Annotated in this window: 14 protein-coding genes; 10 read left to right on the top strand and 4 right to left on the bottom strand. The window is 75.4% G+C overall.

Features of this window, described 5'->3' with window-relative positions:
* Nucleotides 1–8: 8 nt before the first annotated feature.
* A complete protein-coding gene (locus IAG43_RS34680) occupies nucleotides 9–806 on the top strand; it encodes a hypothetical protein (RefSeq protein WP_246574594.1) in 798 nt (265 codons plus the stop codon).
* A gap of 173 nt (nucleotides 807–979) precedes the next feature.
* Here the strand turns inward: IAG43_RS34680 and IAG43_RS27920 are convergent, their stop codons facing one another.
* Nucleotides 980–2,038: an MmyB family transcriptional regulator gene (locus tag IAG43_RS27920; protein ID WP_187743436.1), complete on the bottom strand. Its 1,059-nt coding sequence runs from the start codon at nucleotides 2,036–2,038 to the stop codon at nucleotides 980–982.
* A 255-nt stretch (nucleotides 2,039–2,293) separates the two neighbouring features.
* Here IAG43_RS27920 and IAG43_RS27915 point away from each other — a divergent pair, with 255 nt between their 5' ends.
* From IAG43_RS27915 to IAG43_RS27895, 5 genes are all read left to right on the top strand, one after another.
* Nucleotides 2,294–2,926 carry a helix-turn-helix transcriptional regulator gene (locus IAG43_RS27915; protein WP_187743435.1) on the top strand — a complete coding sequence of 211 codons (633 nt, stop codon included), beginning with the start codon at nucleotides 2,294–2,296 and terminating at the stop codon, nucleotides 2,924–2,926.
* Nucleotides 2,927–3,003: 77 nt separating this feature from the next.
* Entirely contained in the window at nucleotides 3,004–3,534 is a 531-nt protein-coding gene (locus tag IAG43_RS27910; protein ID WP_187744677.1) for a toxin-antitoxin system, toxin component, read from the top strand.
* Nucleotides 3,535–3,537: 3 nt separating this feature from the next.
* Nucleotides 3,538–4,725 carry an MAB_1171c family putative transporter gene (locus IAG43_RS27905; RefSeq protein ID WP_187743434.1) on the top strand — a complete coding sequence of 396 codons (1,188 nt, stop codon included), beginning with the start codon at nucleotides 3,538–3,540 and terminating at the stop codon, nucleotides 4,723–4,725.
* A complete protein-coding gene (locus IAG43_RS27900; RefSeq protein ID WP_187743433.1) occupies nucleotides 4,722–6,179 on the top strand; it encodes an NAD(P)/FAD-dependent oxidoreductase in 1,458 nt (485 codons plus the stop codon). The genes IAG43_RS27905 and IAG43_RS27900 overlap by 4 nt, the downstream gene beginning before the upstream one ends.
* Before the next feature lie 51 nt (nucleotides 6,180–6,230).
* Nucleotides 6,231–7,499, top strand: coding sequence for an ROK family protein (locus IAG43_RS27895; RefSeq protein WP_187743432.1), 1,269 nt, complete (start codon nucleotides 6,231–6,233; stop codon nucleotides 7,497–7,499).
* 177 nt (nucleotides 7,500–7,676) lie between these two features.
* On the opposite strand, the gene xylA is transcribed toward IAG43_RS27895, so the two are convergent.
* Entirely contained in the window at nucleotides 7,677–8,846 is a 1,170-nt protein-coding gene (gene xylA / locus IAG43_RS27890; RefSeq protein ID WP_187743431.1) for a xylose isomerase, read from the bottom strand.
* 165 nt (nucleotides 8,847–9,011) lie between these two features.
* On the opposite strand from xylA, the gene xylB reads away from it, so the two are divergent.
* Entirely contained in the window at nucleotides 9,012–10,496 is a 1,485-nt protein-coding gene (xylB, locus tag IAG43_RS27885; RefSeq protein WP_187743430.1) for a xylulokinase, read from the top strand.
* Nucleotides 10,497–10,893: 397 nt separating this feature from the next.
* Here the strand turns inward: xylB and IAG43_RS34675 are convergent, their stop codons facing one another.
* Nucleotides 10,894–11,934: an ATP-binding protein gene (locus IAG43_RS34675; RefSeq protein WP_246574593.1), complete on the bottom strand. Its 1,041-nt coding sequence runs from the start codon at nucleotides 11,932–11,934 to the stop codon at nucleotides 10,894–10,896.
* Between the two features lie 208 nt (nucleotides 11,935–12,142).
* On the opposite strand from IAG43_RS34675, the gene IAG43_RS27875 reads away from it, so the two are divergent.
* The 3 genes from IAG43_RS27875 to IAG43_RS27865 all read left to right on the top strand — a co-directional run bounded on the left by IAG43_RS27875 (nucleotide 12,143) and on the right by IAG43_RS27865 (nucleotide 18,350).
* A complete protein-coding gene (locus tag IAG43_RS27875) occupies nucleotides 12,143–14,974 on the top strand; it encodes a LuxR C-terminal-related transcriptional regulator (RefSeq protein ID WP_187743429.1) in 2,832 nt (943 codons plus the stop codon).
* Nucleotides 14,975–15,223: 249 nt separating this feature from the next.
* Entirely contained in the window at nucleotides 15,224–15,625 is a 402-nt protein-coding gene (locus tag IAG43_RS27870; RefSeq protein ID WP_187743428.1) for a hypothetical protein, read from the top strand.
* A gap of 433 nt (nucleotides 15,626–16,058) precedes the next feature.
* Nucleotides 16,059–18,350, top strand: coding sequence for a FlgD immunoglobulin-like domain containing protein (locus IAG43_RS27865; protein WP_246574592.1), 2,292 nt, complete (start codon nucleotides 16,059–16,061; stop codon nucleotides 18,348–18,350).
* Nucleotides 18,351–18,481: 131 nt separating this feature from the next.
* Here the strand turns inward: IAG43_RS27865 and IAG43_RS27860 are convergent, their stop codons facing one another.
* Nucleotides 18,482–20,248 carry an ABC transporter ATP-binding protein gene (locus IAG43_RS27860; RefSeq protein ID WP_187743427.1) on the bottom strand — a complete coding sequence of 589 codons (1,767 nt, stop codon included), beginning with the start codon at nucleotides 20,246–20,248 and terminating at the stop codon, nucleotides 18,482–18,484.
* Between the last annotated feature and the right edge of the window lie 73 nt (nucleotides 20,249–20,321).

The raw sequence follows: 20,321 nt of genomic DNA, 5'->3' as shown, positions 1-20,321 counted from the left end.
TGCCGCGCATGCCAGAAGCCGATGTGAGCACCGACGGGCCCCGCACGGACGAGACCGGCGCGCCGACGCGACCCGGTGACCGGGCCGGTGCCGGGGAGCCGGCCGCCGACGCCGCCCGCACCGAGGGAACCGGCGCCGGGGGCACGCATCCGGAGCCCGTCGGCGCCACGGGCACGGACGGCGCGGGCGACGACACCGACGCCGCGGAACCGGCCACGGGGCGCACCGCCCCGGCGGGGACGGACACGCCCGCCGGCGCGGACGGCACGCCCGCCACGGTCGCGGACGGCACGCTCCCGGACGGTGCGGACGCGGACGGTGCGGACGCGGACGGTGCGGACGCGGACGGTGCGGACGCGGACGGCACCGACGCACCCGCCGGCCGGACGCACCGGGCGCCCGACGCGAGGCCGGCCGCCGTCACGTCCGGCGCGTCCGGCACGGACCGCGAGAGCGCGAACGGCACGGTCACGGACGGCGGCCACGGGACGCGTCACGACGACCCCGGGGAGGACGCCGGCGACCCCGGGGAGGACCAGCGGCAGGGGCTGACCCCACGTCAGGCGCGCCACGTGCGCACAGCCCTCTCCGCGGCCATCATGATCGCGGTCGGCGCCGTCCTCGTACTGCGCCTCGGCAGCACCCACTCGGTGCTCACCCTCGCCTTCTACGGCATGGCGCTGATCCTCTCCGGCAGCGCGCTCCTGCTCAGCCGCGCGGGCCGCACCCGCTGGGCCACCCTGGTGCTCGGCACCGGCGTGGCGGTCGCCGTGGTGGCCGAGTGGGCCGTCGCGAGCATGCGCTGACCCCGCGGGCACGAGGCGATCGGACGCCCGCCCCGCGGACACGTCGCGGGCAGGCGCCGGTCCCCGCGGGCGGTTCCCGCCCGGCGGGGCGTCGTCCGCGGCTCCGGGCCCGGTTCGACCTGAACGGGCCGGGCGCCGTCGCGACGGCGCCGGGCCCCGAACCGGACCCGGTGTCAGCCGCCGGAGACCGCCCTCAGACGCGTCTTGCCCTGCCGCACTCCCGGCGTCGCCGAACGGTTCTCCCGCAGGACCAGGGTCAGCCGGGTGTACCCCTTCGCCTCCAGCCGGGCGGGGGTCTCGTCCACCACCCGGCAGTCGGTGGTGCCCCAGCGGGGGTCGGGGTGGTGGACCGGCCGGACCGCGCCGTCGTGGTGGATCGCCTCGGCACCGACCGCGCTCATCCACAGCGGGAGTCCGCACCGGTAGGCGGCGTCCATGATCGGGTCGAGCGCGATGTCGTCCCGGACGGCCTGGAGCACCTCGTCCGGCTCGCCTTCGAGCAGGCCGGCGAGCTGCGCCATCAGCGGCAGGCACCAGCTCGTGTCGTGCTCGGCCAGCACGCGCGGGGCGTCCGGGTGGAAGAGCACGAAGCGCAGGAAGTTCTGGTGGGGCATGGCCGTCGGGTGCGGCCCGACGCCGCGGAAGAGGGCGTCGAACGCGGGGTTGGTGTGCGCCACGTCCCAGCGGCGGTCGAACAGCACGGACGGCAGCGGCACGGCGTCCATCAGGGCCGCGTAGTCCCTCAGGTACGCCTGTGTCGCGGGGTCCGCGGGCTCCTCCGGCCGGGAGGGCGGCGCCGGGACCGGGGGGTGCACCGGCACCGGCGGGTGGAGGGGCCCCGGCGGACGGGCCGGTGCGGGCCTGCGGACGGGGGCCGACGGCGGGACGGGGCCCGAGGGGCGCAGCGGGGCCCGGTCGGCGTCGGCGGAGTACCGTTCGCCCGCCAGGTGCCGCAGCCGGGCGCGCTGCACCGCGTCCATCTCCAGGGCGCCCATCACCGCGGTGAGGGCGTCGTCGTCGAGGTCCTTGACCGGGGTCCGTTCCCACGTGGCGTAGACGTAGGGGCTGATGCCGAGGCGGGAGGCCACGTCGTTCAGGCTGAGGCCGAGTTCCTCACGGCGTCGTCCGAGCAGTTCCGAGGGGCGCTTCGGGCGTGCGGCCGCGCGTGCGGAACCGGTCCGCCCCGCCTGCCCCTGACCACCGGTACAACCGACGCCTGCCTCGTTCGCCATCGAGAACGCCGCCTTTCCGAAGCTTCTCGAAGTCCTGCCAAGTCGCGCTCTGGCAGCCCCCTTTGGATCATTCCGCTCATCCGAGATCCTGCTACCGGCAGGTGAGGGATGTCAACTATCGTGGCATTCCGGCGCAGTGGACGCGTATTTCACGCCACAGCTGTGGCAAGGTCTGGCTGCATTCGCTCGAAACGGTTAATCTCCCGGCAGCCCCTTGTCTGCGGGGCAGTCCCGCATGATCTAGGAGACCTACTGGTGACGGACGGCTTCTCGGTTCCGGGTCCGACGGCGGGCAGCCATCTGGCGGCAACGAAGGCCCGCGTCGCCGACCTCGCGGACAAGCTCGGAATCAGCCACGACGAGGTCTTCGACGCCCATCTGCTGTCGGAGGCGTCGGGGGTCCCGGTGGACGTGGTCCGCGCCCTGCTCGACGGCAGGCCGGCCGGTGAACCGGACCTCCAGGCACGGTTCCTCCAGCGGTTCGACCTGCTCCGCAGGACCCGCCTCAAGCCCAACGGACGCCGCTGGACACAGCAGGAGATCGCCGACGGCGCGGGCATGTCGCGGCAGCAGGCGGGCGCCCTGATCAACGGCGACCGCAGGCCCACCATGGAGCACTGCGACGCGATCCAGCGCTTCTTCCGGGTGCACGCCGGCTTCCTCACGGCCGACGACGAGGACGCCCTCGTCGGGGCGCTCCAGCGCACCGAGCAGGGTCTGCTTCAGGACTTCGCCGGGGAAAACGACCCACTGGAGCGCTTGTTGCAGGACCATGGGGTGCGTGGCATCGCCTGGCGGGCAGCCCAACTGCCCACCGACAAGCACCGGGACAAGGTCACCGAGTGGCTCGATCTGCTCCTCGAGAGCGTCAGACCGACCGACAGCTGATGTCCGGGCAGGCCTGAATTCGTACGTGTCCCCACCGGTGCGGGCGCGAGAGGAGAGCGGTGAGCATAGGCAAGGACATGCGCAGGCTGTGCGGCGAGCTGGTCGCCGGGATCGACCTGCCCGCCCCCGCCGAACCCGCCGATCTCTACCGGGCGCTCTGCGACGGCATGAGCAGACGCCGCGGCAGGCCGGTGCGCTACCGCATGGCCTCCTTCCCGCCGGGTACCGCGAGCGGCCTGTGGCTGGACATGGCCGAACAGGACCTGGTGGTGATCGAGGAGCGCACCGCTCCCGACCACCAACTGGTCATTCTCGGCCATGAGCTGTGGCACATGAACGCCGGACACTGCAGCCACCACGTCGACGGCGCCGCCGTCGCCGCACGCCTGCTCACCGACGAGGCCGACCTCCAGGCCACCGTGCTGAGGGTCGCGGCCCGCTCGCGTTCGGACGTCACCGAGGAGCGCGAGGCGGAGAGCTTCGGCCTGCTGCTCGGCAGCAAGTGCCGGGCCTGGCTGGCGGGCTCCAGCGGCCGCGGACCGGTGTGCCGCGACGGGCTGGAGGGACGCATCGGAGCGTCGCTCGGCTACCGCGGGCCACAGGGCTGATGCGTGGACGGATCGGACTACTACATACCGGCCGCGGCCCTCGCCGTCGCGCTGGCGTTCAAGCTCCCCGGGCTGGTACGCGACTGGCGTGACCCGCTGCTGCGGTCCGTCTGCGCGCTGCTGCTGCTCGGCTCCTCCACGTTCTTCTTCGCCGCGCCGCCGACGATCGCCGCGGTGAACAGCATCACCGGCGTCCCGAACATCTCGGGGCCGCTGGTGTACTGCATCCTCTCCGCGTTCAGCGCCTCCTGCCTGGTCCTGCTGGTCAACTGGCGGGGCGGGCCGCCCGAGGAGACCCGCCGCACCTCCCAACGCCTGGTGGCCGGCTACGGCGTGGTGGTCGTCCTGCTCGTCGTGCTGTTCGCGCTGGGCTCCGCGCCCGAGGAACGGCTGCGCGACCTCGACACCCACTACGCCAACACCCCGTACGTCCGCGAGATGATCGTGCTGTACCTCGTCGCGCACAGCGTGGCGGCGGTCGGCATGACCGTGCTGTGCTGGCGGTGGTCGACCCAGGTGAGCGGCTGGCTGCGCGGCGGGCTCTCCGCCATCGTGGTGGGTTCGCTGTTCAACCTCGGCTACGGGGTGACCAAGTTCGCGGCCGTCTTCGCCCGCTGGGCCGGCACCGACTGGGACGGCCTCAGCAGCGTCGTGGCACCGCCGCTGGCGTCGGCCGGCGCGCTGCTCAGCGCGGTCGGCTTCGTCCTGCCCCTGGTCGGCCAGCGGCTGTCGGACCACTGGCACGCCTGGACCGCGTACCGGCAGCTCGGCACCCTGTGGCACGCCCTGCGCAGCACCGCGCCCGCGGGCACCCCGACCGTGCGGATCGCGCTCCTCTCCCCCGTCGAACTGCGCGTGACGCAGCGGGAGTCGGACATCCACGACGGCCTGCTCCAGCTCGACCCGTACTTCGACCAGGAGTTGCGCGCCGCCGCCCGCGAGGAGGCGGCGGCCGCCGGCGCCGGCCCGCGCGAGGCCCAGGCCGTCGGCGACGCCTCGATGGTCGCCGCCGCACTCAGGGCCCGGGCGGACGATCCCGAGGGCGAGATCGTAAGCTCTGCCCAGACCTACACATCCCGGGCAGCCGAAGGACCGCGCGATCTGGTGCGCATGTCTCTCGCGCTGCGACAGTCACCCGTCGTAGCGGCGGCGCGCACGCGCGCCGCCAGGTCGGAGAGCGGCACCACATGAGCGATCCCCTGAGAACCAGCCGGCCGGCGGGCCGGGGCACGGCCCGCACCGCGGTCGTCATCGGCGGCGGCCTGGCCGGCATGCTGGCCGCCGCCGCCCTGTCGGCCCACGTCGACGAGGTCACCGTCGTCGAGCGCGACAGCCTCCCCGACGGACCGCACTCCCGCCGGAGCCTCCCGCAGGCACATCACGCGCATCTGCTGTGGTCCGGCGGCGCACGGGCGATCGAGTCCCTGGTGCCGGGGACCACCGAGCGGTGGCTCGCCGCCGGAGCGCGGCGCATCCCGCTGCCGACCGGGCTGGTCTCCATGACGGCGCTCGGCTGGTTCCGCCGCTTTCCCGAGATGCAGTTCCTGATCGCGTGCAGCCGCGACCTGCTGGACTGGACGGTCCGCGAGCAGGTCCTCGCCCTGCCCGGCGTCACCCTGCTCCAGCGCACCGAACTCCTCGGGCTCGGCGGCACCGCCGCGCGGGTGCGCGGCGTCCGGGTGCGCACCGCCGACGGCGCGGAGCGGACGCTCGACGCCGACCTGGTCGTCGACGCGAGCGGACGCGGCTCGCGCGCCCCGGAGTGGCTGCGCTCCCTCGGCGTCGAGGAGGTCACCGAGGAGAAGGTCGACTCCGGTCTCGCCTACGCCAGCCGCCTCTACCGGGCCCCCGCCGGGTCGGAGGACTTCCCGGTGGTCAACGTCCAGGCCGACGCCCGCGAACCGCGGCCCGGCCGGACGGCGACCATCGTGCCGCTGGAGGGCGGACGCTGGCTGGTGACCCTCTCCGGCACCCGGGGCGGCCAGCCGTCGGGCGCCGCCGACGAGTTCGAGGACTTCGCCCGCTCCGTGCGGCACCCGATCGTCGGCGAGCTCATCTCGCACGCCGAGGCCCTCACCGACGTCGTCGTCAACCGCTCCACGGTCAACCGGCGGCGCTACTACGAGAAGATCTCCGGCTGGCCGGAGGGCTTCGTCGCGATCGGCGACTCCGTCGCCACCTACAACCCCGTGTACGGGCACGGCATGTCGGTCGCCGCGCAGGGCGTCCTCGCCCTGCGGTCCGCCCTCGCCGGGCAGCGGATCACCGCACCGGGGCTGGCCCGCCGGGTGCAGAAGGCGGTGGCCGGCCCCGTCTCCACGGCCTGGGACCTCGCCACCGGTCAGGACATCCTCTACCCGGGGGCCGTCGGCAAGGCGTCCGGGCCCGGCGCCGACCTGCTCCGGCGCTACGTCGACCGGCTGATGCTCACGGCGACCGGCCGCCCCCTGGTCACCAGGGCCCTGTTCGACGTCATGACCCTGTCGGCCCCGCTGGCGTCGCTGGCACGACCGGAGGTGGCGCTGGCCGTGCTGCGCGGCCCGAAACTGCCGCCGCTGCCCGGACCGCCGCTGACCGCCGAGGAGCTGCGGATCGCGAAGGAACCGTGCGAGCCGGAACGGGAGCCGGACCGGGCGGACGCGTAGCGCCGGGCGACGGGCAGCGGGAGACGGCCACCGGCTAGGGTCGGGATCACGATGAACGGCAATCACACCGGCAGCCAGGGGGCCCGTCCCGCCCTGACCCCCCTGGAGCCGAAGGCCGATCGCGAGACGGTGCGGCGGCACAACCTGAGCCTCGTCCTGCGCGCGGTCCGCGACGAGGGCGAGGCGACCCGCGCCGGTGTCGCCGGACGCGTCGGGCTCACCCGTGCCGCCGTGTCGTCGCTCGTCGAGCAGCTGATGGAGAGCGGGTTCCTGACGGAGTCGGGCAAGACCTTCAGCGGACAGGCCGGACGGCCGGGGACCGTGCTGAAGGTGGCGCGCACGGGGCTCGCGGGCGTGGGCGTCGAGATCAACGTCGACTACGTGTCGGTGTGCGTGGCGGACCTCTCCGGGACGGACCGGGTGCGCCTGGTCGAGCACCTCGACAACCGCGGCGCCGACCCGGCGCTCGTCTTCTCGCGCGCCGCGGCGATCGCGGCGCGGGCGCTGCTGTCGGCGGCCGAGCAGGACCTGCGGCCGATGGGCGCGGCCCTGGCGCTCCCCGGGCTCGTCACCCAGGGCACCGTGCGCGAGGCGCCGAATCTGGGGTGGCGGGACGTGGACGCGCGGACGCCGTTCGCCGAGGCCCTGGCCGCCCTGCGGCCGGACCTGCGGCGGCCGCAGGTCCGATCGGAGAACGAGGCCAACCTGGCGGCCCTCGCCGAGCTGTGGTTCGGCGGCCTGGGCGAGGCCCGCAGCTTCCTCTATCTGACGGGCGAGATCGGCGTCGGCGGGGCGCTGGTCCTCGACGGCGAACTGCTGCGCGGGGCGAACGGTTTCGCCGGCGAGATCGGGCACGTCTCCGTCGCCGACGACGGCCCGCTGTGCCGGTGCGGGGCTCGCGGCTGCCTGGAGCAGTACGCCGGACAGGCCGCCCTGCTGCGGGCCGCCGGTCTGGACGAGCGGTCCGGCGCGCACGGGGTCGCCGAGCTGGCCCGCAGGGCGGCCGCCGGGGAGCCGCGCGCGCTGGCCGCGCTGACCGGCGCGGGCACGATGCTCGGGCGGGTCCTGTCGGGGGCGGTCAACCTGTTCGACCCGGACGCGGTCGTCCTCGGCGGGATCTACCGCGACCTGCTCCCGTGGCTGGGTCCGCCGGCCGGGGCGGAGCTGGCGACCCGGGTGGTGTCGGGCCTGTGGCCCGCCGAGGGGGTCCGCCTGCGGGCCGCCTCTCCCGCGGCCGACGCGGCCCGCGGCGCGGCCGCCCTCGTCCTCCAGGACGCACTCGCCGACCCGGTGGCCTACGCGCGCTTCGACGAGGCGTAGCGGGCGCGGGAGCGCCCGCGGCGCCCGGTCGGGCGGGCGGCACACGCGGACGGCCCGCCGGCGTCCGGGGACGCCGGCGGGCCGGGGGCTCGTCGCACGGGCCGGGCGGTGGCGCGGTGCCCTGCCTGCGACGGCGCGGGCTCCTGGAGCACCGGGCCGCTGCCGCGGCCGCCCGGGTCAGCGGGCGCCGAGGAGGTGGTCCATCGCGAGCTGGTCCAGGCGCTCGAACGCCATGCCGCGCTCGGCCGCCGCGTCCACGTCGAAGTCCTCGAACGAGGCGCGGTCCGCGAGGAGTCCGGCCAGCCCGTCCTCCGCGGTGGGGCGGGCCAGCTCGTCCAGGCGGGAGGCGCGCAGCGCCTCGACGACCTCGGGGTCGGAGCGGAAGGCCTCGGCACGCTCCTTGAGGATCAGGTAGTTGCGCATGCAGCCCGCGGCCGACTCCCACACGCCGTCGAAGTCCTCCGTGCGCGGCGGCTTGAAGTCGAAGTGCCTCGGGCCCTCGTAGCCGGCGCTCTCCAGCAGGTCCACGAGCCAGAACGCGGACCGCAGGTCGCCCGCGCCGAAGCGCAGGTCCTGGTCGTACTTGATGCCGCTCTGGCCGTTGAGGTCGATGTGGAAGAGCTTGTCGGCCCACAGCGCCTGGGCGATCGAGTGCGGGAAGTTGAGACCCGCCATCTGCTCGTGCCCGACCTCCGGGTTGACGCCGTAGAGCTCCGGGCGCTCCAGGCGCTCGATGAAGGCGAGGGCGTGGCCGACCGTCGGCAGCAGGATGTCGCCGCGGGGCTCGTTGGGCTTCGGCTCGATGGCGAAGCGGAGGTCGTAGCCCTGCTCCGTCACGTACGCGCCGAGGAGGTCGAACGCTTCCTTCATCCGGTCGAGCGCCACGCGCACGTCCTTGGCGGCGCCGGACTCGGCGCCCTCGCGTCCGCCCCATGCGACATAGGTCCGGGCGCCGAGTTCGGCGGCCAGGTCGATGTTGCGGATGGTCTTGCGCAGGGCGTAGCGGCGCACGTCGCGGTCGTTCGCGGTGAAGCCGCCGTCCTTGAAGACGGGGTGGGTGAAGAGGTTGGTGGTCGCCATCGGCACGATCAGGCCGGTGTCGTCGAGCGCCTGGCGGAAGCGCTTGATGTGCGCCTCCCGCTCGGACTCGCCCGATCCGAAGGGGATGAGGTCGTCGTCGTGGAAGGTGACGCCGTACGCGCCCAGCTCCGCGAGGCGCCGGACCGACTCGGCCGGGTCCAGCTGGGGGCGGGTCGCGTCTCCGAAGGGGTCCCTGCCCTGCCAGCCGACGGTCCACAGGCCGAAGCTGAACTTGTGGTCGGGGGTGGGGGTGAAGCGTTCCGTCATGGCTCAGTCCGCCTTGGGCTCACGGGTTTGTTTTCTTGCTTTACTAATAATGCACACGAACCCGGGATCGCAGAAGACCCTCCACACCTGTTGCAGCGGATCGACGTGGAGTAATTTGTTTGCGCACCTGCCAAATAGGCGGTGCCCAGGAGCGGAGGTGGAGCCATGCCGGCGAACGCGGTCGTCATCGGGGTGGACAGTTCGACACAGTCCACGAAGGCGGCGTTCACCGACGCCGCGACCGGCCGGCTGCTGGCCGTCGGACGCGCGCCGCACCGGGTGACCGGCGAGGGAGGCGCGCGGGAGAGCGACCCCGCGATCTGGTGGAGCGCCCTGCGGGACGCGGTCGCGGAGGGCCTCAACGCCCTCCGCGCCGCGGGTGCCGACGCCTCGGCCGTCACCGGGATCGCGGTGGCGGGCCAGCAGCACGGGCTGGTCGTGCTCGACGGCGCGGGCGTCCCGCTGCGCCCGGCGCTGCTGTGGAACGACACCCGCTCCGCGCCCCAGGCCGCGGCGCTCACCGAGGCCCTCGGCGGCGCCGGCGCCTGGACCGCCCGCACGGGCTCGGTGCCGGTCGCCTCGATGACGGCGTCGAAGTGGCAGTGGCTCCGCGAACACGACCCGGCCGCGGCGAAGGCGGCCGCCGCGGTGCGCCTGCCGCACGACTTCCTCACCGAGCGCCTCTGCGGCGTCGCCGCCACGGACCCCGGGGACGCCTCCGGCACCTGCTGGTACTCGACGGCGACCGGCGCGTACGACCCCGAACTGCTCGATCTGATCGGCCTCGACCCCTCCCTGCTGCCGGCCGTCGCACCGGCCGGCGGCACCCGGGTGGGCAGCCTGACGGCCGCCGCGGCGGCCGAGCTGGGCCTGCCCGCCGGCATCGCCGTCGCCGCCGGAACGGGCGACAACATGGCCGCCGCGGTCGGCCTCGGCCTGGGCGGCGCGGGACTGCTCGACCATCCGGTACTGAGCCTCGGCACCTCGGGCACGGTCTTCGCGGCGACCCGGTCACGGCCCGCGTCACCCGCCCTCGCCGGATTCGCCGCCGCCGACGGCACGTATCTGCCGCTGGCGTGCACCCTCAACTGCACCCTCGCCGTCGACAAGGTCGCGGCCCTGCTGGGCCTGGAGCGCGAGGCGGCACGGCCCGGGGGCGAGCTGGTGCTGCTGCCGTATCTCGACGGCGAACGCACCCCCGACCTGCCCGGCGCCTCCGGGCTGCTGACGGGCCTGCGCCACGCCACCACCGGGCAGCAGATCCTCGGCGCCGCCTACGAGGGCGCCGTGGTCACCGTGCTGCGCGCGCTGGACGAGGTGACCCGGGCCTGCGGCGAGGACCCGGCCGCCCCCGGCGCGGCGGACCGGCCGCTGCGGCTGGTGGGCGGCGGCGCGCAGGGGCGGTACTGGGTCGAGACGGTGCGCCGGCTGTCGGGCAGGCCGCTGATCGTCCCCGAGAGCACCGAACTGGTGGCCCTCGGCGCCGCCGCGCTCGCCGCGTCCGCCGCGTCGGGCGACGACGCCGTCGCTGTCGCGACGGAGTGGGGAACCGGCTCCGGCCGTGCGCTCGACGCCGTGGAGCGCGACACCGAGACCTGGGAGCGGGTCTCCTCCGTCCTGGACCGCGCGTCGGGTCCGCTGCTGTCCTGACGCGCCCCGGTCGCGGGGGCGCGGTGCCGGCGCCCGGGAGCGGGCGCGGGCGCGGGCAAGGCGGCGGGGACCGCACGGGTCGGGAACGCGGACGGACCGCCGCGCGCCGGGCCCGGAGCGGGCAGGGCGACCCCGACCGGCACCGGCACCGGCACCGGACCACCGACCACGGGTCACGGGTCACGAGCCACGAGCCACGGGTCACGGGTCACGGGTCACGGACACGAACGAGCCGCGGCTGTACACCCGCGCCGGCGCACCGGCCCCCGGGAGCACCACAGACCGGAGCCGCCACGGACCAGGCCCGGACCGGCCGCCGCGCACGCCGCACCCGGACCGGCGTGACCACACCGGGCGGGACCGGCACGGAGGGGGCCGCCGACCGGTACCGGGCAGGTCAGGAGCGCGGGTCCAGGTCCAGGTCCAGCTCCAGCTCCAGACCGAGGTCGCGTTCCATCTCCTCGATCTCCATGTCGTCGAGTTCCTCGGCCAGCTCGCGGTCGCGCTCCGCCGGGTTCCGGTCGCCGAGGGCGTCCGCGAACTCCAGCTCCACCTCCAGCTCCAGGTCCGGATCCTCCTCCGGTCCGAGGGCCGGGTGGGAGTGCTGTTCCGGGCCGGGCGTGCCGCGGGTCTCCCCCGTGGCGCTGCCGCCGCCGGCAGGCCGCTCGGGGGGTGCACCGGCCCCGTACGCCGCGCCCGCTCCGGGCGGCGTCGCGGCCTGGCGGGACGGCGGGTCGGCGGCGCGCGGCGGGGCGGTGCCGTGCTGCGGGGCGGTGCCGCGTGGCGGCACGGGGGCACCACCGCGGGAACCCACGGCGGGTGCGTCGTACGCGGCCGGAGCAGCCTGCTCACGGCCGCCGTCGTACGGGTTCGCGTCGCCGTCGTACGGGTCCGCGTCGCCGTCGTACGGGTCCCGGTCGCCCGGGTCCGCCTCCGCGCAGAGGGCTTCGGCCGTGTTCCCGGCCCGTTCGCGCGCCGCCCGGTCCCCGTCGAGGGAGATCTCCGCGAGCACCACGCTCCCGGTCCCGGACCGGCGGGCGACGGTGCGGTGGGCATAGGCGTCGACCAGGCGCAGGCCGCGCCCGCAGGGGACGTCCGCGTCGAGCGGCTCCTGCCGGCGGTCGCTGCGGTGCTTCCAGCAGCCTCCGTCCATGACCTCGACCGTGAGCGCGTCGCCGCGGACGGCGATGACGGTGGACACCCAGGGACTGCCGCTGTGCATCACCACGTTCGTCACCAGTTCGGTGACGATGATCGACAGCGCTTCGTCGAAGTCCTCGGCCAGTCGCCATCGGCGTGCGACTGCCCGGGCGAAGCGCCGTAGTCGGCGAGCCGCTTCGGGTGAGGCCGGCATCGCGCAGTGGGCCAGGCCTCGCAGGGCGGCAGTCGGACCGGCCCGTTGCCGGGCCGGTTCCGAGGCACGTTCAATGGCGATCACTTGGGCTCCTGTTCGGTCGGGCGGTCTCGCCCTTCACCAGGTCCAGCGGCCGTGGGGGCGGGGGTGCCCGCCGGCCGTCGACAGCCATGCAGATCTTCTGCGGCAGCACAACACTGGTGGTTCGGGCACAAGGGGTTCAATCAGGGACACTGAAACCCGTATACGCAAAGAAACGAAATGCCCCGGAACCTCCCAGGAGAGTGATTCGGTGGACACGGTGAGTGAGCGCGCGGCGGAGCAGTGGCTGGCGCACGCGCGGGAGAACGCCGCCCCGGACGACCGCACCGGGGGGCGGGCCGCGCTCCTGCTCGTGGAAGGCGTGGCCGGGACGGGGCGGACGCGGCTGGCGCGGCGGCTGCTGGCCGCCGCGGCCTCGGCCGGCGCGGGGACGCTGGCCGTGGACTTCACCCCGTTCGGCGCGACCGTCACCGCACCTCCGGCTCCGGGCCCGGCCGGTGCCCCCCGGAGCCCCGGGCCACCGCCGCCGCCCGCGGGCGCCGCCCGGCCGCAGGGTGCGGACGGGTCCCTGCGGGAGGCGCTCGCCCCGCTGTCGGGCGCTGCCCGCATCCCCGAAGGAGAATCGTTTCTTCTCGTCGCCGACGACGTCCACCTCGCCGACCGGACCGCCCGGGACGCCCTGCGGCGACTGCTGGCCCGGCCGCCCGCCGGGCTGGCCGTGGCCCTCACCTACCGGCCCGAGGAACTGCGCGAACCGGGCCTCGTGCTCGGCCGGAGCGCGGCCCTGCCCGCCTCGCTGGCGGTGCGGCGGCTGACGCTCCCGCCCCTGGACGGCGACGGGGTCCGCGGACTGGTCGACGAGCTGCTGGGCGGCCCCGACCGCGGCCCCACCGAGCTGTACGCGCGGATCGCGCAGCGCTCGGGCGGCGTGCCGCAGGTGGTGGCCGACCTGGTGGGGCTGCTGCGGGAGACGGGCGAGCCGCGCGAGCGGTACTCCCTCCGGGACCTGGAGGCCGCCGGCGTTCCGCCGAGGCTGCGCCAGCTCACCCTCGGCCGCGTCGCCGCCCTCCCGGAGGAGATGCGCTCCGTCGCCCTGGCGGCAGCCGTGCTCGACGAGCCGGCCGAGGCGGAGGAACTGGGCGCGGTGGCCGGCCTGACGGCCGAGGGCGGCACCGCGGCACTGGTGCGGGCGCTGCGCGAGGGCGTGCTGACCGAGGACGGGCTCGGCCGCTACGCGTACTTCGTGCCCCTGGCGGCCACCGCCGTGTACGCGGAGATCCCCGGGCCCGTCCGCCGCGCCCTGCACCGCAGCGCCGCCCGGGTGCTGTCGCACCGGCGCCCCGAGCCGTGGACGGCGCTGGCCCGCCACCGCCGCCACGGGGGCGAGGTCCGCGGCTGGCTGCACGCGGTGGAGCAGGCGGCCACGGAGCGGGCGGCGGCGGGAGACCACCAGGCCGCGATCGACCTGCTGGAGACCACCTTGTCGCGCTCCACGGTCCCGCTGCACGCGCGGGCCCGGCTCGCGCCGCTGCTGGCGCACAGCGCGGTTCTCGGCCTGCGGTCCGAGCAGACCGTCACGGTGCTGCGGCAGATCCTCGACGAGCAGTCGCTGCCGACCGCGGTGCGCGGCCAGATCCGGCTCGACCTCGGCCTGCTGCTCTGCAACCAGGCGGTGGCCGGGATGCAGGGCTGGCTGGAGCTGCAGCAGGCGGTGGAGGAACTCCAGGAACGGCCGGTGATGGCCGCCCGGGCGATGGCCGCGCTGGCGATGCCGCTGCTGTCGACCGTCCCGCTGGAACGCAACCTCTACTGGCTGGAGCGGGCGGAGAAGGCGGGCTCGCAGAGCGACGACGAGGAGGCGAGGACCGCTGTCGCCGCCAACCGGGTCGGCACCCTGATGTACATCGGCGACCCGGCGGCCTGGGACGCGCTGGAGGCGCTGCCGAGGGACACCACCGACGCGGCGTACCAGCAGCACGTGGCGCGCGGGCTGTGCAACGCGGCGGACGGCGCCCTGTGGCTCGGCCGCCTCGCCCCGGCACGCGAACTCCTCGCCGAGGGGGTCGCGCTGGCCACCCGCAGCGGTGCCGCCTACGTGGAGGAGGGGGCGCGCGGCACCTCGCTGCTGCTCGACTGGGCCGAGGGGAACTGGGACGGACTCGCGGCCCGGGCGCGGGCGTTCGCCGCGGAGGCGGAGACCATGCCCGGCATGGCGGTGGACGGCCGCACGGTGCTCGGGATGCTGGCGCTGTCCCGCGGCGAGTGGCAGCAGGCCACGGCGTGGCTCGTCGGCGAGGTGCCGCGCGAACCCCACGCGGCGGCCGTGCCGCACGTGGCCGCGGCGTCCGGCGCGATGATCCGGATGGCCATGGTCCGCGACGACGTGGACGGGGCAGTGGCGGAGGCCTCGGCCGCCTGGGACCGCCTGCGGGACAAGGGCGTGTGGGTGTGGGGGGCGGAGCTCGCGCCGTGGGCGGTCGAGGCGACCCTGCGCGCGGGACGGGCCGCCGCCGCACGGCGGATGGTCGACGAGTACGCGGCGGGCCTGGAGGGCCGCCTGGCCCCGTCGTCGGACGCCGCCCTCGCCTGGTGCCGCGCCCTGGTGGCGGAGGACGGGGGCGACCACACGGCGGCGGCGGAGCTGTTCCGGCGCTCGGCGGTGGTGTACGCGGGCCTGCCCCGTCCCTACGCGGCGGTGCTGGCCACGGAGTGCGCCGCCCGGTGCGCGCTGGCCGCGGGCGGGGACGCCGGGGCAGCGGTGGCGGACCTCGCGTCGTGCGTGGACCGGCTGACCGGGCTGGGGGCCGTGTGGGACGCCGCCCGCGTGCGCGCGGTGCTGCGCGCGCACCAGCCGGCCGACGGGCAACGGCGCCGGGGCCGCCCCAGCTACGGCGACCAGCTGTCGCCGCGCGAGCAGGAGGTAGCCGACCTGGCGGCGACCGGGCTCACCCACCGGGAGATCGCCGCGACCCTGCATCTGTCGCCCCGCACGGTGGAGCAGCACGTGGCCCGCGCCCGCCGGAAGCTGGAGTCCCAGTCGGGCCAGAGCCTGTCCCCGGGCCGGACGCGGCGCACGGGCTGAGCACCTCGGAGCACCGGGCGGGGGCAGGCGGGGCGCAGGAGCGTGACGGCCGGGGCACGGCAGCCGGAGCGCGGCCGCCGGAGCCGGGAGACCCGGGCGTGACGGACGGCCCCACGCGCGAGGCCGCCGGCCCACGGGACGCCGGTCCTCGACCGCCGACGGCCGGGTCCCGGCCGGCCCGCCCGGTGCCTCCGGGCCGGCCGCCCCGGGCCTGGACGGATGTTCGACGCGGCATGGTTGAATGCGCGCATGACCGAGCTCGTGCTGACCGCCGTGGTGCTGGCCCTCGCCGTATGGATGCTGAGCAAGCAGCTCCGGCAGCGGTCGGCGGGCGTCGCCGTCACCACGCCCACGGGCGTGCCGTGCATGCTCAAGGCGCCGGGCCGCCGGGGCGGGTTCCGGCCGGGGCGGCTCGCCGTCGGAGCCGGCCCGCTCGTCTGGAAGCCCTCGCTCGGCGGCCGTGACGTCGCCCTGCCCGCCGATCTCGCCCACACCGCCACCCGCCCGGCCGGGCCCGAGGAGGCGAAGGGCGTCAGCCCCCGGGCGCGGATCGTGGAGTGCGCGTCGGCGGACGGCACCTGGCTCATCGCCGTACTGCCCGAGGAGCTGGAGCACGTCATCGGCGCCGTGCGCCCCGCGACGGCCGCCTGAGGCACCCCTCCCCCGACCGCCCCCGCCCGGCAGGGCCTTCCGTCCGGATCGCGGTGGGCTCGCGTCCCGGCACGCACTCCGCCGGCTGCCTGCTGGGGGGGGGCGCCCCGCCGACTCTCCCCCGCCCCTCAACGCGGAGGCGCCCCCTCCGCCTGTTGGCGCGCACACCGGCCCTCCACGGCGGGGCGCCGAGACGCCCCACGCCCCGATCCGCCCCGATCCCGACGAACGACCCGGGTCCGCACCCCGTGCGGGCCCTTTCCGTGCCCCGCGGGCACCCCATGCGGCCGGCACCGGAATGCGGCCGACTCCATTACCCCGACACGCCGCCCTCCCGGAATCCGCTGTACACAACTCCGTTCACCAGTTAGCTTGTTGACTCGGTTCACAGCAATATGCCGTGAAGTCAGCGACTACATTAATGGGGGGTCAGGTGTTCCGTCACCTGCTCATGTACCGCCGTACGAACCGCGCCACCCGCATCACGTCCACCGCCGCGATCGCCGTGGCGCTCACCGCCGGGCTCGCCACCGCGCTGCCCGCCTCGGCCCACGCCGCCGGACCGGCCGGGAACGCAGACGACACCGAAGTACGCGTACCGGCGCCCGTCGTGTACGCCGACGGTCCGCAGACGCTGCTCACGAGCGGCAGCGACGGCATGCTGCACCGCGAGGGCGGCGGCTACCTCTGGACGAACACCTACAACAGCAGGACCACGTCGGTCCCCGAACTCGACGGCGTGCCCGAGGAGTCGATCGTCCGGCAGCACGACACCGTCAACCGCGTCACCTACACCAGGCCCCGCGAGGACGGCGGCACCGACATCGTGCGGATCGGCGTGGAGGACCCCCGCTACGGTTCCACGCTCACCGTCCCGGCGGGCTATCGGCACCCGACCGTCGCCGGCGGCTGGGTGCTCGCCACCGTCGACCGGGGCGACGGCACCCACCGGCTGGTGGAGTACCGCAACGGCCGCGAGAACCCGATCCAGCTCCCGGAGGGAGCCACCATCGGCGCCGAACCGGTCACGTACGGCTCCGCCTACGGCCGGCTCCTCATCGGCTGGACCGACGCCGACGGCACGCCCGGCTACGGCGTCGTCAGCACGCCCGACAACAGGGTCACCCCGCTGCCGGTGACCGGCGAGGCGACGAGCCTGCGCGTCACGCAGGAGGAGGTGAGCTGGGTGACCCGCGACGGCGGCACCACCGCCGTGCACATCAGGGGCGTCGACAGCACCGCCGCGCCGCGCGTCGTCCCGCTCGACGTCCGCTCCCCCGACAGCCCCGTCCAGGCCTACCTCGTCGGCGACAACGTGCTCTGGCACGAGGGCGAGAGCGGCGCCCTGCGCCTCACCCCGTACGCCGGTGCGGAGACCGCCCGGGACCTGCTCACCGGCGTCGAGTCCGGCTACCAGCTCATCGAGGGGCGCGGGCAGTTCGCCGCGCTCGGCAAGGACGCGGACGGCCGCCGCGGGATCCACCTGTTCAGCGTGGACGGCCTCGGCCTCGTCTTCGACCTCCCCGTCCGCCAGGCGCCCCGCACCGAGGTGGGGCGGGGCGCCGTCCGGGCGCTCTCGCTGGCCGGCGGGCGGCTCCGGCACACCACCGACCTGTCCGGCACGGGCACCCTGCACGGCCTGGACATCGGCGTGGGCCCGCAGCCGCGGCGCGGCGCCGCGCTGCCGGACTTCGGCGGGCTCGCGGCGGGACGGTTCGCGGACGGCGGCGACGAGGGCCTCGCCCGGCTGGTCGCCGACCCGGAGACGGGGCACGACGTCCTGCTGACGGGAGACGACCCGCGGCAGCCCGCGGACACCTTCGCCCTCCCCCACGCGGACGGCCGGATCACCGCCGTCTCCCCCGAGTTCCTGCTGTACCGCGCGGGCGGGCGGCTGCTCGTCGTGGACACCGCACGCGACCGGATCGTGCACGACCTGCCGGATCAGGCCGCCGCACTGGACCACGGCACCCTGCTCGTGCCGTCGAGGTGGCTGCCGGGCACGGTCGGCGCCGTCGATCTGCGGGACGGCGGGATCACCCGCCTGCTGCGGACCGGCGCCTCCTGCGTACCGGACGAACTCCAGAGCAGCGGCACACTGCTGTACTGGAGCTGCGCCGGGCGGGACACGGCGGGCGTCCGCGACCGGGCCACCGGCAGGTCCTGGCCCGCTCCGGCCGCCGGCACCCTGCTGGGCGACCGGTTCCTGGCCGCCCGCAACGGCGACACGCTGCGCCTGACCGGTCTGGGCGCGGACGGGGGCACGGCGGACCTGGGCGTCGTCGGGCACCTGAAGCCCGCGGCCTCCGGCGAGGAGGACCGCGGCCGGACCTGGACGGTCGACCCGGGCGCGGGCAAGCTCGCCTGGGTCGACGCGGACGACACCGTCCACGTCACCGCCCCTCAGCAGGCCGTCTCCCCCCTGGTGGTGGCCGACTCCGTCACCCCCGCCGTCCTCGGTGCGGCGGGATGGGACGGCGTCTGGTGGCTGTCCCGGCCCGCCGCCTCCTGGACGGTGACGCTCACCGACCGCCGCACCGGCGCCGAGGTCCGCTCCTGGACGGGTGAGGCCACCCCGGGCACCGTCCGGGTCTCCTGGGACGGCACCTCCGCCGCGGGCGCCCCGGTCCCGCGCGGCGACTACGCCTGGAAGCTGACCGCCGCCCCGGCGGACGGCGCGGGCGCTCCCGCGACGGCCACCGGACGGGTGCGCGTCACCGGCTGATCCGGCGCGGTCACCGCCGCGCTCCCCGGGGCCGTCGCGCCTCCCGGGGAGCGCGGCGGTCCGGGCGCCCGGGGCGGGCGGCCGCCGCGCCAACGGCGGCAAGCCGGTTCCGCCGGCGCGGCGGTGGCCGGTCAGCCGTGGGCCGCCGGCTGGAGATCCGCGTACACCCCTCCCTTCGCGAGGAGTTCGCCGTGGGTGCCGGACTCCCGGACCCTTCCGTCGGCCATCACGACGATGCGGTCGGCGCCCTGGATGGTGGAGAGCCGGTGCGCCACGACGAAGACCGTGCGCCCCCGGACGAGCCGGGCGAGGGCCTCCTGGACGAGTGCCTCCGAGCGGTTGTCGAGCGCCGAGGTCGCCTCGTCGAGGACGAGGATGCGCGGGTCGCGGATGAGGGCGCGGGCGATGGCCAGGCGCTGCTTCTGGCCTCCGGACAGCCGGGCGCCCCGCTGGCCGACGACGGTGTCCAGGCCGTCGGGCAGCCGCTCGACGAACTCCAGGGCGTTGGCGTCGCGCAGCGCACCCCGGAGCGTCTCGTCGTCGGTGTCGCTGAGCCCGTACGTCACGTTGTCGCGGATGCTGCCCTCGAAGAGGATCGACTCCTGGGGGACCACCGAGAGGAAGCGGCGGTAGCTCCGCAGATCGAGGGTCGACATGTCGACCCCGTCGAGCAGGATCCGGCCCTCGGTCGGCCGGATGAAGCCGATCAGCAGGTTGAGGACGGTCGACTTGCCCGCTCCGGAGGCGCCGACCAGGGCGATCGTCTCGCCGGGGCTCGCGGAGAGGTCGAACTCCCGGACCGCGGGCGCGGCGTCGTCGTAGGCGAAGCCGACGCCCCGGAACTCGATCCGGCCGGTCACCCGCTCCACTTCGGCCTTGCCCTCGTTGCTCTCCAGGTCGGGCGCCTGGAGCACCTCGCCCGCGGAGCGCACCGATTCGAGGCCCTTGCTGATGACCGGCGCGAGACCGAGCAGCGTGGTGACGGAGCCCGTCAGCACGGTGAAGAAGGAGCTGAGCATGACGACGTCGCCGGGGCTGACGGGCAACCAGCCGTAGTAGGCGACGAGCGCCGCACCGGTCAGACAGAGGACGCCGAGGATGTTGAGGGTGACCCAGGCGGCGGAGTTGAAGCGGCCGTTCATCACGTCGAGCCGCAGACCGGCGGCGAACACCTGGCGCAGGCTGCCGTCGACGCGGCCGAGAGCGGCCCGTTCGAGGCCGTGGGCGCGGGTGATGGGGATGAGCGTCGTCATCTCCCCGACCTGGGAGGAGAACTGCTCCACTTCCTTGCGGAAGTCCTCGTTGTGGCTGCGCAGCCTGCCGCGCAGCCGCATCACCAGGATGCCGGCCGCGGGCACGACGATCAGGAACACCGGCAGGAACTCGGGGGTGCGGAAGCCGATGACGACGAGTCCGCCGGTGAGGGTGACCAGTGCGCCGAGGCCCAGGTCGGAGCTCTGCTGCACCATGTGCTCCACCGCCTCGACGTCCCGGACGACCTTGGTCTGCAGGACGCTGGAGTGGACGCGGGCGTGGTAGCCGACGGACAGCTGCTGGAGCCTGCGGCACAGGGCCGAGCGCAGGGCCGTGCCCATGCGGCGGATGCTGCCGCCCAGCAGTCTCACGTACCACTGGTGCAGCGGGTAGTTGATCACGAGGATGAAGAGCAGGACGCCGACGGCCTGCCACAGCTCGGTCAGTGAGCCGTGCTGGACGACGACGTCGAGCACGGTCGCGGTGATCAGCGGAAGCAGCCAGATGGGGCTGTGCTTGACGACGAAGACGGCCGAGGCGAGCAGGAGTCTGCCGCGGTCCGGCCGGAGCAGACGGCCGAGGGTGCGCACCGGGTTCTCGCCGCGGTAGCAGTGGTCCAGGTGGTTGGGGACGTGTTGCGTCATGACTCCATCCCACCCCATCCGGAGCCTCGCAGTAAGCGCTTTCTCACATCGCGGGCACCCTCGCCGCGGCACA

The sequence above is a fragment of the Streptomyces genisteinicus genome (assembly GCF_014489615.1).
Classification (GTDB): domain Bacteria; phylum Actinomycetota; class Actinomycetes; order Streptomycetales; family Streptomycetaceae; genus Streptomyces; species Streptomyces genisteinicus.
The sequence above is the reverse complement of the archived record's forward strand: the minus strand, read 5'-3'. Positions and strand labels throughout refer to the sequence as shown.

Bases quoted from the DNA above. Each gene is read 5' to 3' on its own strand.
- IAG43_RS27920 (WP_187743436.1), bottom strand. From the start codon at position 2,038: ATGGCGAACGAGGCAGGCGTCGGTTGTACCGGTGGTCAGGGGCAGGCG.
- IAG43_RS34680 (WP_246574594.1), top strand. From the start codon at position 9: ATGCCAGAAGCCGATGTGAGCACCGACGGGCCCCGCACGGACGAGACC.
- IAG43_RS27870 (WP_187743428.1), top strand. From the start codon at position 15,224: ATGACCGAGCTCGTGCTGACCGCCGTGGTGCTGGCCCTCGCCGTATGG.
- xylA (WP_187743431.1), bottom strand. From the start codon at position 8,846: ATGACGGAACGCTTCACCCCCACCCCCGACCACAAGTTCAGCTTCGGC.
- IAG43_RS27910 (WP_187744677.1), top strand. From the start codon at position 3,004: ATGCGCAGGCTGTGCGGCGAGCTGGTCGCCGGGATCGACCTGCCCGCC.
- IAG43_RS27860 (WP_187743427.1), bottom strand. From the start codon at position 20,248: ATGACGCAACACGTCCCCAACCACCTGGACCACTGCTACCGCGGCGAG.
- xylB (WP_187743430.1), top strand. From the start codon at position 9,012: ATGCCGGCGAACGCGGTCGTCATCGGGGTGGACAGTTCGACACAGTCC.
- IAG43_RS27895 (WP_187743432.1), top strand. From the start codon at position 6,231: ATGAACGGCAATCACACCGGCAGCCAGGGGGCCCGTCCCGCCCTGACC.
- IAG43_RS27900 (WP_187743433.1), top strand. From the start codon at position 4,722: ATGAGCGATCCCCTGAGAACCAGCCGGCCGGCGGGCCGGGGCACGGCC.